This is a genomic window from Pararhodobacter marinus (genome assembly GCF_003122215.1).
Classification (GTDB): Bacteria; Pseudomonadota; Alphaproteobacteria; order Rhodobacterales; family Rhodobacteraceae; genus Pararhodobacter; species Pararhodobacter marinus.
Genome location: NZ_QEYD01000002.1, coordinates 391118 through 405606, shown reverse-complemented (window position 1 = coordinate 405606; position 14489 = coordinate 391118). Strand labels below are relative to the sequence as shown.

Sequence of the window (14489 nt, the reverse complement as noted above, 5' to 3'; positions counted from 1 at the left end):
AGTGGATAGAAGTGTGGGCCGATGATCGACCCGGAGTCACGCATGTCGCACCGCCCCGTTACCGCCCTGACCTGTGCCCTTGCCGCGTTGACGGCCTCCGCCGCGATGGCGGATCCGGTCCCGTCGCAAACCGCGCAGGCGATGGTTTTTCCCGCCGGCCAGATCGAGATCGCGCGCTACGATCTGCCGGGCCTGAGCGAACAGGAAATCAACGCGCTGATGACCGTGGCGCGCAGCCAGCAATTCTATGCAGCCGTGGCTTACGCCCCGGATGCGGGCATCCTGTCCGAACCTACCGTGATGGCCGCGAATTACCACTCGCCCGACGCCGCCCGCAGCGCCGCGCTCGAGGGCTGCAACGGGCGCCGGTCGGGGGGAAGCGCCTGCACGCTGGCGCTGGAAGTGCGTCCCGCCGGGTGGGAATCGCGCCCGGTGATGCTGTCCGCGGACGCCACCACGGGCTTTCTGACCGACTTTGCCGCCGCTCCTGCGCCGCGCGCTCTGGCCATCTCGGCCAGCACCGGGCAATGGGGAATCGGCACCGGAAGCGCGGCCGCATCGGACGCGGTGAGCGCCTGTACCGGCGGGATCGAGGTTTCCGATTGCGAAGTCGTCATCGCCGATTGACGGAAAAAACGTCGTATTCCGACGGGTGCGACGTTTTTTTCAATTGATCCAGGTCATGTTAATGTCGCAAGCAAACATGCACAGATCGTCCAGCTTTTGAGCTGGCCACACAGAAGAGTGCCCAGCAGGACGCCAGGAGAAGACCCTTGACCTACGATTCCGCCCTCGATTCCGCCCTGCAACGTCTCCATGACGAAGGGCGTTACCGGACCTTCATCGATATCGAGCGGAAACAGGGTCATTTCCCGCGCGCGGTCTGGACGAAGGCGGACGGGTCGAAGAAGGACATCACCGTCTGGTGCGGCAACGATTATCTCGGCATGGGCCAGAACCCCGCGGTTCTGGCCGCGATGCACGAAGCGCTCGACGCCACGGGCGCGGGCTCGGGCGGCACGCGCAACATTTCCGGCACCACGGTCTATCACAAGCGTCTCGAAGCCGAGATCGCCGATCTTCACCAGAAGGAAGCGGCGCTGGTCTTTACCTCGGCCTATATCGCGAACGACGCGACGCTTTCGACACTTCCCAAGCTTTTCCCGGGACTTATCATCTATTCCGATGCGTTGAACCACGCCTCGATGATCGAAGGCGTGCGCCGCAACGGGGGCGCCAAGCGCATCTTCCGGCACAATGACGTGGCCCATCTGCGCGCGCTTCTGGAAGCCGACGATCCCGCGGCGCCGAAGCTGATCGCCTTCGAGTCGATCTATTCCATGGACGGCGATTTCGGCCCGATCAAGGCGATCTGCGATCTGGCGAACGAGTTCAACGCGCTCACCTATATCGACGAGGTTCACGCGGTCGGCATGTATGGGCCGCGCGGCGCCGGCGTGGCCGAGCGCGACGGGCTGATGCACCGCATCGACATCATCAACGGGACGATGGCGAAAGCCTATGGCGTGATGGGCGGCTATATCGCGGCGAGCGCGAAAATGGTCGACGCCATAAGGTCTTACGCGCCGGGCTTCATTTTCACCACGTCGCTTCCGCCGACCGTTGCGGCCGGCTGCGCCGCCTCCATCGCCTTCCTGAAGACGGCCGCCGGGCAAGAGCTGCGCGACAAGCAGCAGCTTCATGCGCGGATCCTGAAGATGCGCCTGAAAGGCCTGGGGATGCCGATCATCGACCACGGCAGCCACATCGTGCCGGTGCATGTGGGCAATCCCGTGCACTGCAAGATGCTGTCGGACATGTTGCTGGAAGATCACGGCGTCTATGTGCAGCCGATCAACTTCCCGACTGTGCCGCGCGGGACCGAGCGGCTGCGCTTCACGCCCTCGCCGGTGCACGATCCCAAGGAAATCGACCGCGTCGTGGGCGCCATGGACAAGCTGTGGTCGCATTGTGCGCTGAATCGCGCCGAGTTGTCGGCCTGACAACGTGTTTGTCTTCAAATGCTTTTGATGATCTGCTAAACCTGTTCCCAAGAGATCGTTCCGGGCGACTCGGCCGCGTTCATCCCGTCGCGGCGGCGACTGACCGGGCAAAGCGATCCATAAAAGAGCAGGCGGTCAAGGGACAGGGCAGATGATCTGGCGGAAGGAACAGCCTCCGGTACAGCAGGATGAAAGTCCACGCGGTTTCGATGATTTCGAACTGCATCTCGGCGATATCCTTCGGGGCGAGCGCGCCACTTTGGGCAAATCGCTGCTGGACGTTCAGCGCGAACTTCATATCCGGGCGGCCTATATCGCAGCCATCGAGAATGGCGATCTCGACGCGTTCGAGACACCCAGCTTCATCGCCGGGTTCGTGCGGTCTTATGCCCGCTATCTGGGGATGGAACCCGAATGGGTGTACGAGCGCTTCTGCGCCGAGCACGGCTTCCAGGTTCAGGTCCAGGGCATGGGCGGTATGTCGGGGCTCAACAAGCCCTCGCGCAGCGAACCGATCGAGGCCCGTGGCGGCGCGCTGAAAGGCGTCGGCATCCTGCCCGATCCCGAACCCTTCTGGCGCCGGATCGAACCCGGCGCGCTGGGATCGGTGACGATCCTCTGCGCGCTGATCCTCGGGCTGGGCTATGCCGGCTGGACGGTGCTGAAGGAAGTTCAGCGCGTGCAGGTCGCGCCCGCCGACATCATTCCCAACGTCGCCAGCGACATCAATCCGCTGGGCACCGATATGCGTGCGGCTCCCGCGATGCTGGCCGAGAATGACACCGACCCGCTGCTGGGCGCCGGCACCGCGCCGCGGTCTCCTTCGCTCAGCGCGACGGATGAAGGCTCGATGCAGGGCGAAGGAAGCGGCGGCAGCGCCGAAGGCATGGTCCGCATCGCCCGTGCGCCCGCGCTCGACGTGCCGGTCGTGGTGCCCCGCGACGGGCCCATCGCCGCGATCGTCCCGGCCGCCTCGACGCCCCGCCCGGCCGATGCCGCGCAGCGTGCGGCGACCGACGACGCGGTTCTGGCGGCGCTTGCCTCGGGCGACGACGCCGCCGATCCGGCCGCGCCACGGGTTCTGGCCGCCGGCCCCGACACCGTCGAATTGCTGGCCGTGCGCCCCGCATGGCTGCGCGTGCGCGCCGCCGACGGTTCGGTCATCTTCGAGCGGATCCTCGATGCGGGCGAACGCTACACGATCCCGCAGACCGAAGACGTCCCGACGCTGCATGCCGGCAATTCCAGCTCGGTCTATTTCCTGATCAACGGTCAGGCCTATGGCCCCGCCGCGCCCACGGCCTCGGTCGTGCGCAACGTGGCGCTGGAAGCCGATGCGCTGCAGGGCAGCTACCAGGTCGCCGATCTGGAGCGCGACGACGATCTGGCGGTCTTCGTGGCCCAGCTCCAGGCCGAATAAGCCGAAACGTGAACGACAGGGGCCCGCGCGATGCGGGCCTTTTGCTTTTGCAGCATTGCCGCCATCCGCCGCAGGCCTTATCTCAGCCCCAGACCCTTTACTCAGGATCGACACAGATCGAGGAGCCCGGCCCCATGTCCCTGAACCCGATCCGCCCCTGGCGCAATATCGAGCGCCGCGTCTCGCGCCAGATCATGGTGGGATCCGTCCCCGTGGGCGGCGACGCGCCGATCTCGGTGCAGACGATGACGAATACCGACACCACGGATGTCAAGGCGACGCTGGCGCAGATCCTCGCTGCCGCCGAGGCGGGTGCGGATATCGTTCGCGTCTCGACCCCCGATCAGGCCAGCACGCAGGCGCTGCGCGAAATCTGCCGCGAAAGCCCGGTGCCGATCGTGGCCGATATCCATTTCCACTACAAACGCGCCATCGAGGCCGCCGAAGCCGGGGCCGCCTGCCTGCGGATCAATCCCGGCAATATCGGCGACGAAAAGCGCGTCCGCGAGGTCATCCGCGCCGCCAAGGATCACGGCTGTTCGATCCGCATCGGCGTGAATGCTGGCTCGCTGGAAAAACACCTGCTGGACAAATACGGCGAGCCCTGCCCCGACGCGATGGTCGAGAGCGGCCTCGATCACATCAAGATCCTGCAAGACAACGATTTCCACGAATTCAAGATCTCGGTGAAAGCGTCCGACGTGTTCCTGGCCGCTGCCGCCTATCAGCAGCTGGCCGAGGCCACCGACGCGCCGATCCATCTGGGCATCACCGAGGCCGGGGGATTCGTGTCGGGCGCGGTGAAATCCGCCATCGGCATGGGCAACCTGCTATGGGCCGGGATCGGCGACACGATCCGCGTGAGCCTGTCGGCCGATCCGGTCGAAGAGGTCAGGGTCGGGTACGAGATCCTCAAATCGCTGGGCCTGCGGACCCGCGGCGTTCAGATCATTTCCTGCCCGTCCTGCGCGCGTCAGGGTTTCGACGTCATCAAGACGGTCGAGATCCTCGAAGACCGGCTGTCGCATATCAAGACGCCGATGAGCCTGTCGATCATCGGCTGCGTGGTGAACGGCCCGGGCGAGGCGCTGTTGACCGATATCGGCTTTACCGGCGGCGGCGCGGGGTCGGGCATGGTCTATATGGCGGGCAAGCAGGACCACAAGATGTCCAATGACCGGATGATCGACCACATCGTCGAGCTGGTCGAGAAACGCGCGGCCGAGCTGGAAGCGCAGAACGATCCCGTCGCTGCGGACTGATCGCCCGGCCCCGTTGGCACCGCGAAAAAAAGCGCCGCGAGAGCCAGGTCTCGCGGCGGCAAAGTCGCCCGGATGCAGGGAGGTGCGCCCGGAAACGGGAGATGAAGATCGGACAAGGCCCGGCCCTTCGCTGTCCTGTCTAATCGCGGTGGCGGTGTCGGACCTTGACATGGATCAACTCGGCGCCACCGGGCCGCGAAAGGGTCCCGACCGGGGCGAAAAATCCACCGGGAATTATCGGTCGATTAACCGTCCTTGACGCATCCTGTGCCAAGCCAGCACGGATGAGCCGATGTCCCAGGACCTTGCCAAGTTTTCTTTTCCCTCGCTCGACACCGACACCGCCTCGGCGGCGCTGAACCATGCCCATGCCGCCTCGGGGCGGACGATCCGCAAGCTGACGGGCCGCCAGAAAGCGGCGATCATTGTCCGGCTGCTGGTTGCCGAAGGCGCGGATCTGAAACTCTCCGCGCTGCCTGAGGACATGCAGACCGCGCTGACCGAAACCATCGCCGAGATGCGGCTGGTGGATCGCGATACGCTCAACACCGTGATTGCCGAATTCGTCGAGACGATGGAACAGGTGGGGCTTAGCTTTCCCGCCGGGCTGGGCGGCGCGCTGAAGGCGCTCGACGGCAAGCTCAGCCCCGGTGCCAGCTCGCGCCTGCGCCAGCGCGCGCGCGCGGGCGAGGATCCGTGGGAAAGGATCACCAGCGCCGATACGCCCAGCTTGCTCAGCGTGCTGGAGCCCGAAAGCGCCGAGGTGGCCTCGGTCGTGCTGTCGAAACTGCCGGTCGGGCGCGCGGCGGAAATCCTGGGCAAGATGCCGGGCGAACGGGCGCGCCGCGTGGCCTATGGCGTGTCGCTGACCGAAGGCATCGCGCCCGACATGGTCGCGCGGATCGGGGCGTCGATCGCGCGGGAACTGGACGGACGGCCGGCGCGCGCGTTCCCCTCTGCCCCGGCGGCGCGGGTGGGGGCGATCCTGAACTCGACCTCGTCGCAGCTGCGCGACGATCTGCTGACCGGGTTGGAAGAAGACGACGCCGCTTTTGCCGAAGGCGTGCGCAAGGCGATCTTTACCTTCGCCAACATTGCCGAGCGGGTGAATCCGCGCGACGTGCCGAAACTTCTGCGCGAAATCCCGCAGGCAGAGCTGATCACCGCGCTGGCCGCCACCCTGCCCGCGCCCGACAGCCCCGACGGTCAGGCCGCGACCTTCCTTCTCAACAACATGTCCCAGCGCATGGCCGCCGCCCTGCGCGACGAGGTCGAAACCCGCGGGCGTATCAAGCCGAAAGAGGCCGACGCGGCCCTGGCCGCGGCCGTGGCCGCGGTGCGCAATCTGGTCGAGATGGGCGAGATCACGCTGCTCGAGGAAGACGAGGAATAAACAGCGCGCAGGGGTCCTGCGCGTTCAGTCCTGTTCCGGGTCGTCGAAGACATCGTCCTCGGGCGCGTCCGTCGGGGCGAGCAGGCTCTGGAACCGCCGCTTCTGGCGCGCCGACCAGCTCAGCGTCAGCGTGATCCCGTCATCGCCCGCGACTTCGCTCTCCACGATGCCCTCGGCATAGGCCCAGGCGCGCGCCCTGCCCTCGCCATGGTCGATGGTCACGGTTTCCACGCGCCGCTCGTCGCCAAGCGCGCGGCCCACCGCCTCGACCAGCCGGTCCATGCCAGTGCCGTTCAGCGCCGACACCGCGATCACGTCCTCGCGCCGGTCGGCCACGGTGATCTGCGCATCGTCGGGCGCCAGCAGGTCGATCTTGTTCCAGACTTCCAGCGTGACGACATCCTGTCCCACACCCAGATCGCGCAGGATCGCCGCGACATCCTCGGCCTGCGCCTCGGTCTCGGGATGGGCGATGTCGCGCACATGCAGGATGAGGTCGGCTTCCAGCACCTCTTCCAGCGTGGCGCGGAACGCCGCGACAAGTTGCGTGGGCAGGTCCGAGATGAAGCCCACCGTATCGGACAGGATCACCGCCAGCCCGCCGGGCAGAGTCACCGCGCGCATGGTCGGGTCGAGCGTGGCAAAGAGCATGTCCTTCGCCATCACCTCGGCCCCGGTCAGGGTGTTGAACAGCGTCGATTTTCCGGCATTGGTATAGCCCACCAGCGCCACGATCGGATAGGGCACGCGGCGGCGTGCGGCGCGGTGCAGTTCGCGCGTTTTCACCACCTTTTCCAGCTGGCGGCGCAGGCGCACCATCTGCGTGTCGATGGCGCGGCGGTCGGCCTCGATCTGGGTTTCGCCGGGACCCCCCACGAAGCCCAGCCCGCCGCGCTGACGCTCGAGGTGGGTCCAGGCCCGCACCAGCCGCGTGCGCTGATAGCTGAGCGCCGCCAGTTCGACCTGCAACACCCCTTCGCGCGTGCGCGCGCGGTCGGCGAAGATTTCAAGGATCAGACCGGTGCGATCCAGAAGCTTGACGCCCCATTCCTTTTCCAGGTTGCGCTGCTGAACCGGCGTGACCGGGCCATCGACGAGCACGAGCTCGATCTCGTCCTCTTCGATCCGGGTCTTGAGTTCGGCCACCTTGCCGGTGCCGAACAACAGGCCCGGCTGCGCCTTGGGCAACCGCACGACCAGCCCGCCCGTGACATCGATCCCCGGCAGCGCCAGCGCAAGTGCCAGCGCCTCGTCCAAGGCGGCCTCGGGCGAGCGCGCGGCGCTGTGGCCACGGATATCGGGATGCAGGACCAGCGCCCTCTGGGGATGCGCCTTTGGCCCCCTGTCGTGGTCGAACCTGTCGTCAGTCACGATAAGACGTCCGGTGCGCGATCAGTCGTCACCATTATACAGCGAAATCGGCTGGCCCGGCATGATCGTCGAGATCGCATGCTTGTAGACCAGCTGGCTCTGCCCTTCGCGGCGCAGCAGCACGCAGAAATTGTCAAACCAGGTGATGACACCCAGCAACTTGACCCCGTTGATCAGGAAAATCGTCACGGGGACCTTGTTCTTGCGAACGTGGTTTAGAAATGCGTCCTGCAGATTCTGTTTGTCGACGGCCATTGTCTTGCCTTTTCTTATTGGCCCGCGCAGCCGTTGCGGCCGGCGCAGTCTCCCCCTGTCGCCAGAGTATGGAGATGGAACAGGCAAGTTTCCAGCCCGAAAACTCGCCTTTTCAGCGCATTACCCGGTCAAAAAGCGTCGCGCTCCCGGGTCCGCAGCGACAGGACGGTCAGTTTCGCCGAGAACGGTCCAGGATCGCCGCCAGCAAAACAAGAATTTCCAACCTACCGAGAATCATCGCAAGCGCAAGCACAACGCGCTGGGTATCGCTCAGAAGCACCCAATAGAGCGGCTGGTCGCCCGCCACCTGCACCAGCTGGCCGGTATTCGTCAGCGCGCCCAGAGTGTAGATCATCGCCGTTTCCAGCCGCATCCCGCTGAACAGCAGCAAGGCCACGATGACGATCGAGGTCAGCGCGAAGACCATGGCGAACAGCCAGGCCGAGCGCGCGGCCGAAGTCGCCAGGAAGCGGTCGTATTCGTTGCCGCCGATCACCATCGACGGATAGATCATGCGCATCATCTCGTAGCGGCCCATCCGCCCCAGCGCGTAGATCCTGAGCAGTTTGATGCCGCCGGCCGTGGTGGCCACCCCGCCGCCCAGAAGCGCCACCGCCATCAGCACAAGCCCCGGCGGGGTCAGCCCCGACCAGGCGCGCGAGGCGATCCAGTCCTGATTGACGAAGCCCGTGGTTGTCAGGAACGACAGGGCCGTGAAGGCCGCGCCCCAGGCCGCGCGGCCGATGGCGGGCAGGTTCTCGCCCTCGGCGGTCTCGAAGGCGCCGAACCAGTGGCGGGCGACGACGAACAGCGTGACCAGCCCGATCACCAGCGCCGCCGTCAGCAATTCGGGATCGCGGTGAAGGGGCCGCGCGCGGGCGGAATAGCCGGGCAGGAATCGGCGGCTGAGCGCGATGCACAGGAAACCGAAGATCGCGATCTCGCCCGCCAGCCCGACATTGCCCAGCGTCTCGCGCGGCAACACGCCCGAGGTCGACAGCGTCGCCATGGCCTGCATCAGCGCGTCGAAACCCGGGACGCCGACGATGGACAGGATCAGCCACAAGGCCAGCGTCAGCCCGGCATAGGCGGGCAGCACGACCGCCGCATGAACCCTGAGCCGCATCCCGTGCCCGGCCCCGACACCCGCATTGCGCAAGGCCGTCGTCTTGCGGCGGATCATCTCGTAGCCGCCCAGCCGCAGGGGGGCCAGCAGCGCGGTCGCGGCGGCCAGGATGAAGGCGCCGCCCAGCCAGCCCGCCAGCCCGCGCCAGACATGGATCGCCTGCGGCACCCGGCGCGGCAATTCGATGAGCGAGGCGCCGGTCGTGGTGAAGGCCGAGATCATCTCGAACCACGCATCGAGGTAGCGCATGTTGGGCAGGGAATCGGCCATTGGCAGCGCCATCACCGCCGGCAGGGCCAGGTAGATCGTCGCCAGCAGCGGAAACGGCCCTGTGGGAACGCCGCGGCGGCTTTGTCCGGCCATGGCGATAGCCACGAAACTGGCGACCAGAAGGCTCAGCAGGCCCCAGTAGAAAAAGGTTCGCGCCAGCGCCGCGTTGCCGTCCAGCGCCGCGACCGCCGCGGGCACCAGCATCAGCGCGCCCGCCAGCGCGATCAGCGCGACCAGCGGCGGCACCCGGGACAGGCGCGCATTCATGTCAGAAATACTCCACCGCCACCTGCAACAGCCGCTCGATCACCGGCACGTCGTTGCGAAGGGCGAAGATCACCAGCAGGTCGCCTTCCTCAAGCTCGGTCGATCCGGTGGGCTTGATGAACTCGCCCCGCTTCTTGACCGCGCCGACCAGCGCGCCCTCGGGGAAGCCGATATTGGCGATGGTGCGGCCCGCCAGCGGCGAGGTGGAAAGGACCTGCGCCTCGATCACCTCGGCCTCGCCGTCGCCGATCGTGTAGATCGAGCGCACGCGACCCAGCCGGACATGGCGCAGGATCGAGGACACGGTGGTCGCACGGGGGTTGATATGCGCGTCGATCCCCAGATGGGCCATCAGCGGCACCAGCGACGGGTCGTTGACCAGCGCGATGGTCATCTTGCAGCCCATCGCCTTGGCGCGCACGCAGGCCAGCAGGTTGGTCTTGTCGTCATCGGTCACGGCAAGCAGCGCATCGGCGGAATCGATGGCGGCTTCGCCCAGCAACTCGCTGTCCATGCCGTCGCCATGCAGCACGATGGTCCGCTCCAGCAGGTCGGCGGCGGTTTCGGCCCGGCTGCGGTCACGCTCGATCACCTTGACGCGGACACGCTCCTTGCGGTCTTCGAGCGCGCGCGCGACGCCAAGCCCGACATTGCCCGCGCCCACGATCACCACGCGCTCCTGCTTGGCCTGCGGCTTGCCGAAAATGGCCAGCGTGCGGGCAAGGTCCGTCGCTTCCGAGACGACATAGATCTGGTCGCCGTCAAAGAGCTGGTCGCCCGGCTCGGGCGCGAACAGCTTGCCGCCGCGACGCACGCCGACGACGATGGCGCGCAGGGATGAAAACAGCTCGGTCAACTGCCGCAGCGGCGTGTTCAGAACCGGGCAATCCTCGTCCAGTGCCAGACCGGCCAGCTGCACGGAACCGTCGAGGAAATCCTGCACATCGAAGGTCGAGGGCGCCGCGAAACGCCGAAGCGCCGCGCGCGAGACCTCCTGCTCGGGGTTGATCACCACGTCGATGGGCATGTGATCGCGGCGGAACAGGTCGCTATAGACCGGCTCCAGGTAGCTTTGCGCGCGCAGGCGGGCGATCTTGCGGGTGACATTGAACACCGAATGGGCCACCTGGCAGGTGACCATGTTCACCTCATCCGAATGCGTGGCGGCGATGATCATGTCGGCCTCGCGCGCGCCGGCCTGTTCCAGCACGTCGGGATGCGAGGCGAACCCCACGATCCCCTGCACTTCCAGCGCGTCGGTGGCCCGGCGCACCAGCGCCGGGTTGTTGTCGACAATCGAGACGTCGTTGAACTCGCCCGAGAGATGCCGCGCGATCTGCCAGCCGACCTGGCCCGCGCCGCAGATGATGATCTTCATCGTCCGTGTCCCAATCTGGCCTCAGCAGGTCCGACTCAGTTTGCCCGCGCCGTCAATCGTCGCGGTTGCTGCGACCGCCCGAAAGGGCGGCAGTGTTCACGCCAAGCGACTTGAGCTTTCGGTGCAACGCCGAGCGCTCCATACCCACAAACGCGGCGGTACGCGAGATGTTGCCGCCGAAGCGGTTGATCTGCGTCAGCAGGTATTCGCGCTCGAACAATTCGCGCGCCTCGCGCAGCGGCAGCGTCGCCAGCCCGCCCGCCAGCACGACGCGTCCCTCTTCTTCGGCCCCCGCCGGGTCCGAGGCCAGATCGCGCGCCTCGATGGCACCCTGCCCGTCGCCCAGAATCAGCGCGCGTTCGATGACGTTGCGAAGCTGGCGGATATTGCCCGGCCAGTTCATCGACTGAAGCTGTGTTTCGGCCTCTTCGGACAGGTCCCGTTTGGGCAGGCCCTGCGTCTGGTGCAGCAGGTCGATGAAATGGCGCGCCAGCACCGGGATGTCGTCGCGCCGTTCAGCCAGCGCAGGCACCGAAATCGGCACCACGTTGAGCCGGTCATAGAGTTCCTGCCGGAAGGTGCCCGCCGCAATCTCGGCGCGCAGATCGCGCGTGGTCGAGGAGATCACCCGCAGATCCACCTTGACCCGGTCGGCGCCGTCAACGCGGGTAAAGGTCTGCTCGACCAGAACGCGCAGGATCTTCGACTGCGTCCCCAGCGGCATGTCGGCCACTTCGTCCAGATACAGGATCCCGCCATTGGCCTGTTCCAGAAGCCCCGGAATCACGCCGCGCGCGCCGCTTTCCTGCCCGAACAGCACGGTCTCCATCTTGTCGGGCTCGATCGCGGCGCAGGAAACGGTGACGAAGGGCGCATCGGCGCGGTTCGAGTTGAGATGGATGTAGCGCGCCGCCACTTCCTTGCCCGATCCTGACGGCCCGGTCAGCATCACCCGCCCGTTCGAACGCGTGACCTTGCCCAGCTGCGAGCGCAGGAATTTCATCGACTGGCTCTGGCCGATCATCTCGGTCGGGCCGGTATCGCGTTTCTTCAGCTTGGTGTTTTCACGCCGCAGACGCGAGGTCTCCATCGCGCGCCCGATCACCACCAGAAGCTGGTCGGTATTGAAGGGCTTCTCGATGAAGTCATAGGCGCCCTTCTTGATCGCCTCGACCGCGATCTCGATATTGCCGTGCCCCGAGATGATGACGACCGGGATATGCGGATATTCGCGCTTCACCGACATCAGGATGCCGATCCCGTCCATCTTGGAATCGCGCAGCCACAGATCGAGGATCATCAGCATCGGCGGATCGTTGGCGACGGCGGACATCGCCTCGTCCGAATTGGCGGCGAGACGGGTGGAATACCCTTCCTCGCGCAGGATTTCGGCCACCAGTTCCCGGATGTCGCGCTCGTCGTCGACGATCAGGATGTCGCTCATGCCTCGGCTCCTGTTCTTTCGTTGCGGCTGCCGCGCGGGGTGCGCAGGATAGGCAGCCGGATTTCGGCCAGAGCGCCGCTATGCGCGCAGCCCGGCATCACCGGGGCGTCACGCAGAACCAGCGAGCCGCCGTGTTCCTCGATGATCTTCTTCACGATCGGCAGGCCCAGCCCGGTCCCGCGTTCGCGTGTGGTTACATAGGGTTCGAACAGCCGCGCCCGATCCTCGGGCAGACCGATCCCGTTATCGGCGATGGTAATGGTGGCGCGGTCCTCGGCCACGTCCATGCGCAGCGCGATGCGCGGCTGGTAGCCTACGGGGGCGTTGCCTGCCTCGATCAGGCCCTCGGTCGCCTCGCCCGCATTCTTGATCAGGTTGGTCATCGCCTGAGAGATCATCGTCGCGTCGATCTCAATCACCAGCGGCGCGTCGGGCAGCGCGATGTCGAAGGCGACCGCTTCCTGCCCGGCCTCCTGCAAGGTGGCCACGTCGCGCAGGATCTGCACCAGGTCATGCGGCCGGCGATCGGGTTCGGGCATCCGCGCAAAGCGGGAAAACTCGTCGACGATGCGGCGCAGATCGTTCGTCTGGCGCACGATCACATCGGTCAGATTGCCCAGCGAGGCCGCGTCCTCGTCCCCCATCACCTTGGAAAACTTGCGCTTGATACGCTCGGCCGACAGCTGGATCGGCGTAAGCGGGTTCTTGATTTCATGCGCGATGCGCCGCGCCACGTCGCCCCAGGCCGCCATCCGCTGCGCCGAAACCAGCTCGGTCACGTCGTCAAAGGCCACCACGTAGCCCTCCAGCTCGCCGCTCGCGGTGCGACGCTCGGCGAAACGCACGAGCAGGCTTTCAAGCCGCCCGTTGCGGCTGAGCCGGATCTCGTCCTGCACGCGGCCGCCATGCATCCGGCCTTCGCCGCTGCGCAGGCGGGTCAGCAGGACCTCGAATTCGGGCACGATCTCGGTCAGCGGGGAATGCACGGCGCCTTCGGCCTCGACCCCGATCAGGGTCTCGGCGGCGCGGTTGACGAAATCGACCCGGCCCTCGGCATCGAGACCGATCACCCCGGCGGTGACCGAGCCCAGAACCGAATCGAACAGCCGGCGCCGTTCCTCGATCTGCCGGGTGTTGAACAAGAGCGCCTCGCGCTGGCCCTTCAACTGCCACGTCATCTGGTTGAAGACCCGGCCCATCGTCGCGATCTCGTCATCGCCGCGCTCTTCGGGCACCTGCACATCCAGATCGCCCTTGCCGACATTCTGAGCCGCCGCTGCCAGCCGCCCGATGGGCCGCGACAGCCCCTCGGCGAACCACATGCCCAGCCAGACGGCGGCGAGGATGAGGATCAGCGCGAAGCCGATATAGACAAGTGCGAAGTTGAACAGCACGGTGCCGCGCTCGGCTTCGAGCTGGGTGTAAAGCTGGATCGTCTGCTGGGTTTCATCGAGCAGGCTCAGGATCTCGCCATCGACGGCGCGCGCGACATAGAGCAGCCGGTCGACATAGCCCGGCAGCGCCACCAGCGCGCGGAATTCGCTGTTGGGCCAGTCCTTGATCAGGACCAGTTCGCCGTCGAGCGCGCGGGCGATGTCCTGCCCGGCGGGTTCGATGAAATCGAACAGGTACGACCGGTCGCCCCGCAACAGAAGCTCGCCGTCGGAATTGATGATGAAGGCCACCCGCAGCCCGCGCTGGATCGCCGCCTGCGCCTGGCTGAGAAGCTGACGCACCTCGCCCTCGCTGATCGTCGGACTGCGGCGGCGCGCTTCGGCCAGCACGTCGGCCACGGCCTGCGCATCCTCGATGAGGTTACGCTCCTGTTCTCCCTGATAGGCTTCGGCGGCGGCCAGCGAATTGCCCACCACGTTGCGCACCCGGTCAGAGAACCAGCTTTCCAGCCCCAGATTGATCGTCACCACGGCGAAGACCGCGACGGTGATCGCGGGCAGCAGCGCGATGACGGCAAAAAGCGAGGACAGACGCAGGTGCAGCTTTGCGCCCACCGCCTGCGAGCGACGCGCGCGGATCAGCCGCACGATACGGGTCAGAACCAGCACCGCGACGACAAGGATATAGACCAGATCCGCGAACAGCACGACGCGCAGCGAGGGCAGCCCCGACACGAACGAGAACGGCCCCAGCACCAGCACCGTCGCCGCCACCAGAACCGGCGCCAGCAGCACCAGCGCCAGCGTGCCCAGAGTCTGAACCCGCCTTTGCAGCGGGCTGCGGCGGGGCGGCCCGAAGGCTTCGGCCTGTTGGGCCGGATCGGCAGGAGAGTCGGGCGAAGTCAT

The 14489-nt window shown here is 66.2% G+C and carries 11 protein-coding genes; 5 read left to right on the top strand and 6 right to left on the bottom strand.

Annotated features, from left to right (window positions below):
• The first annotated feature begins 42 nt into the window (after positions 1-42).
• The 5 genes from C4N9_RS04530 to C4N9_RS04510 all read left to right on the top strand — a co-directional run bounded on the left by C4N9_RS04530 (position 43) and on the right by C4N9_RS04510 (position 6078).
• The gene (locus C4N9_RS04530) at positions 43-627 is read left to right on the top strand and encodes a 5-aminolevulic acid synthase (protein WP_109532101.1); all 585 of its coding nucleotides are present in this window, start codon (positions 43-45) and stop codon (positions 625-627) included.
• Positions 628-773: 146 nt separating this feature from the next.
• Positions 774-2003 carry a 5-aminolevulinate synthase gene (gene hemA / locus C4N9_RS04525; RefSeq protein WP_109532100.1) on the top strand — a complete coding sequence of 410 codons (1230 nt, stop codon included), beginning with the start codon at positions 774-776 and terminating at the stop codon, positions 2001-2003.
• A 151-nt stretch (positions 2004-2154) separates the two neighbouring features.
• Positions 2155-3423, top strand: coding sequence for a helix-turn-helix domain-containing protein (locus tag C4N9_RS04520; RefSeq protein WP_109532099.1), 1269 nt, complete (start codon positions 2155-2157; stop codon positions 3421-3423).
• Between the two features lie 134 nt (positions 3424-3557).
• Complete coding sequence (ispG, locus tag C4N9_RS04515) at positions 3558-4685, top strand: flavodoxin-dependent (E)-4-hydroxy-3-methylbut-2-enyl-diphosphate synthase (RefSeq protein ID WP_109532098.1); 1128 nt, start codon at positions 3558-3560, stop codon at positions 4683-4685.
• 292 nt (positions 4686-4977) lie between these two features.
• Positions 4978-6078, top strand: coding sequence for a flagellar motor switch protein FliG (locus C4N9_RS04510; protein WP_109532097.1), 1101 nt, complete (start codon positions 4978-4980; stop codon positions 6076-6078).
• A gap of 24 nt (positions 6079-6102) precedes the next feature.
• On the opposite strand, the gene hflX is transcribed toward C4N9_RS04510, so the two are convergent.
• The 6 genes from hflX to C4N9_RS04480 form a co-directional block, all read right to left on the bottom strand.
• Positions 6103-7449, bottom strand: coding sequence for a GTPase HflX (hflX, locus tag C4N9_RS04505; RefSeq protein ID WP_109532096.1), 1347 nt, complete (start codon positions 7447-7449; stop codon positions 6103-6105).
• A 21-nt stretch (positions 7450-7470) separates the two neighbouring features.
• Positions 7471-7704: an RNA chaperone Hfq gene (gene hfq, locus C4N9_RS04500; RefSeq protein WP_109532095.1), complete on the bottom strand. Its 234-nt coding sequence runs from the start codon at positions 7702-7704 to the stop codon at positions 7471-7473.
• 169 nt (positions 7705-7873) lie between these two features.
• On the bottom strand, positions 7874-9367 hold the full coding sequence (locus C4N9_RS04495; RefSeq protein WP_109532094.1) for a potassium transporter TrkG: 1494 nt from the start codon (positions 9365-9367) through the stop codon (positions 7874-7876).
• A 1-nt stretch (position 9368) separates the two neighbouring features.
• A complete protein-coding gene (trkA, locus tag C4N9_RS04490) occupies positions 9369-10745 on the bottom strand; it encodes a Trk system potassium transporter TrkA (protein ID WP_109532093.1) in 1377 nt (458 codons plus the stop codon).
• A 52-nt stretch (positions 10746-10797) separates the two neighbouring features.
• Entirely contained in the window at positions 10798-12189 is a 1392-nt protein-coding gene (gene ntrX, locus C4N9_RS04485; RefSeq protein ID WP_109532092.1) for a nitrogen assimilation response regulator NtrX, read from the bottom strand.
• Positions 12186-14489, bottom strand: a complete 2304-nt coding sequence (locus C4N9_RS04480) for a sensor histidine kinase NtrY-like (RefSeq protein WP_109532091.1) — start codon at positions 14487-14489, stop codon at positions 12186-12188. Before C4N9_RS04480 ends, ntrX begins: the two co-directional genes overlap by 4 nt.

Coding starts and splice junctions, on each gene's coding strand:
- ntrX (WP_109532092.1), bottom strand. CDS start 12,189: ATGAGCGACATCCTGATCGTCGACGACGAGCGCGACATCCGGGAACTG.
- trkA (WP_109532093.1), bottom strand. CDS start 10,745: ATGAAGATCATCATCTGCGGCGCGGGCCAGGTCGGCTGGCAGATCGCG.
- C4N9_RS04520 (WP_109532099.1), top strand. CDS start 2,155: ATGATCTGGCGGAAGGAACAGCCTCCGGTACAGCAGGATGAAAGTCCA.
- C4N9_RS04510 (WP_109532097.1), top strand. CDS start 4,978: ATGTCCCAGGACCTTGCCAAGTTTTCTTTTCCCTCGCTCGACACCGAC.
- C4N9_RS04495 (WP_109532094.1), bottom strand. CDS start 9,367: ATGAATGCGCGCCTGTCCCGGGTGCCGCCGCTGGTCGCGCTGATCGCG.
- C4N9_RS04480 (WP_109532091.1), bottom strand. CDS start 14,489: ATGACTTCGCCCGACTCTCCTGCCGATCCGGCCCAACAGGCCGAAGCC.
- hfq (WP_109532095.1), bottom strand. CDS start 7,704: ATGGCCGTCGACAAACAGAATCTGCAGGACGCATTTCTAAACCACGTT.
- C4N9_RS04530 (WP_109532101.1), top strand. CDS start 43: ATGTCGCACCGCCCCGTTACCGCCCTGACCTGTGCCCTTGCCGCGTTG.
- ispG (WP_109532098.1), top strand. CDS start 3,558: ATGTCCCTGAACCCGATCCGCCCCTGGCGCAATATCGAGCGCCGCGTC.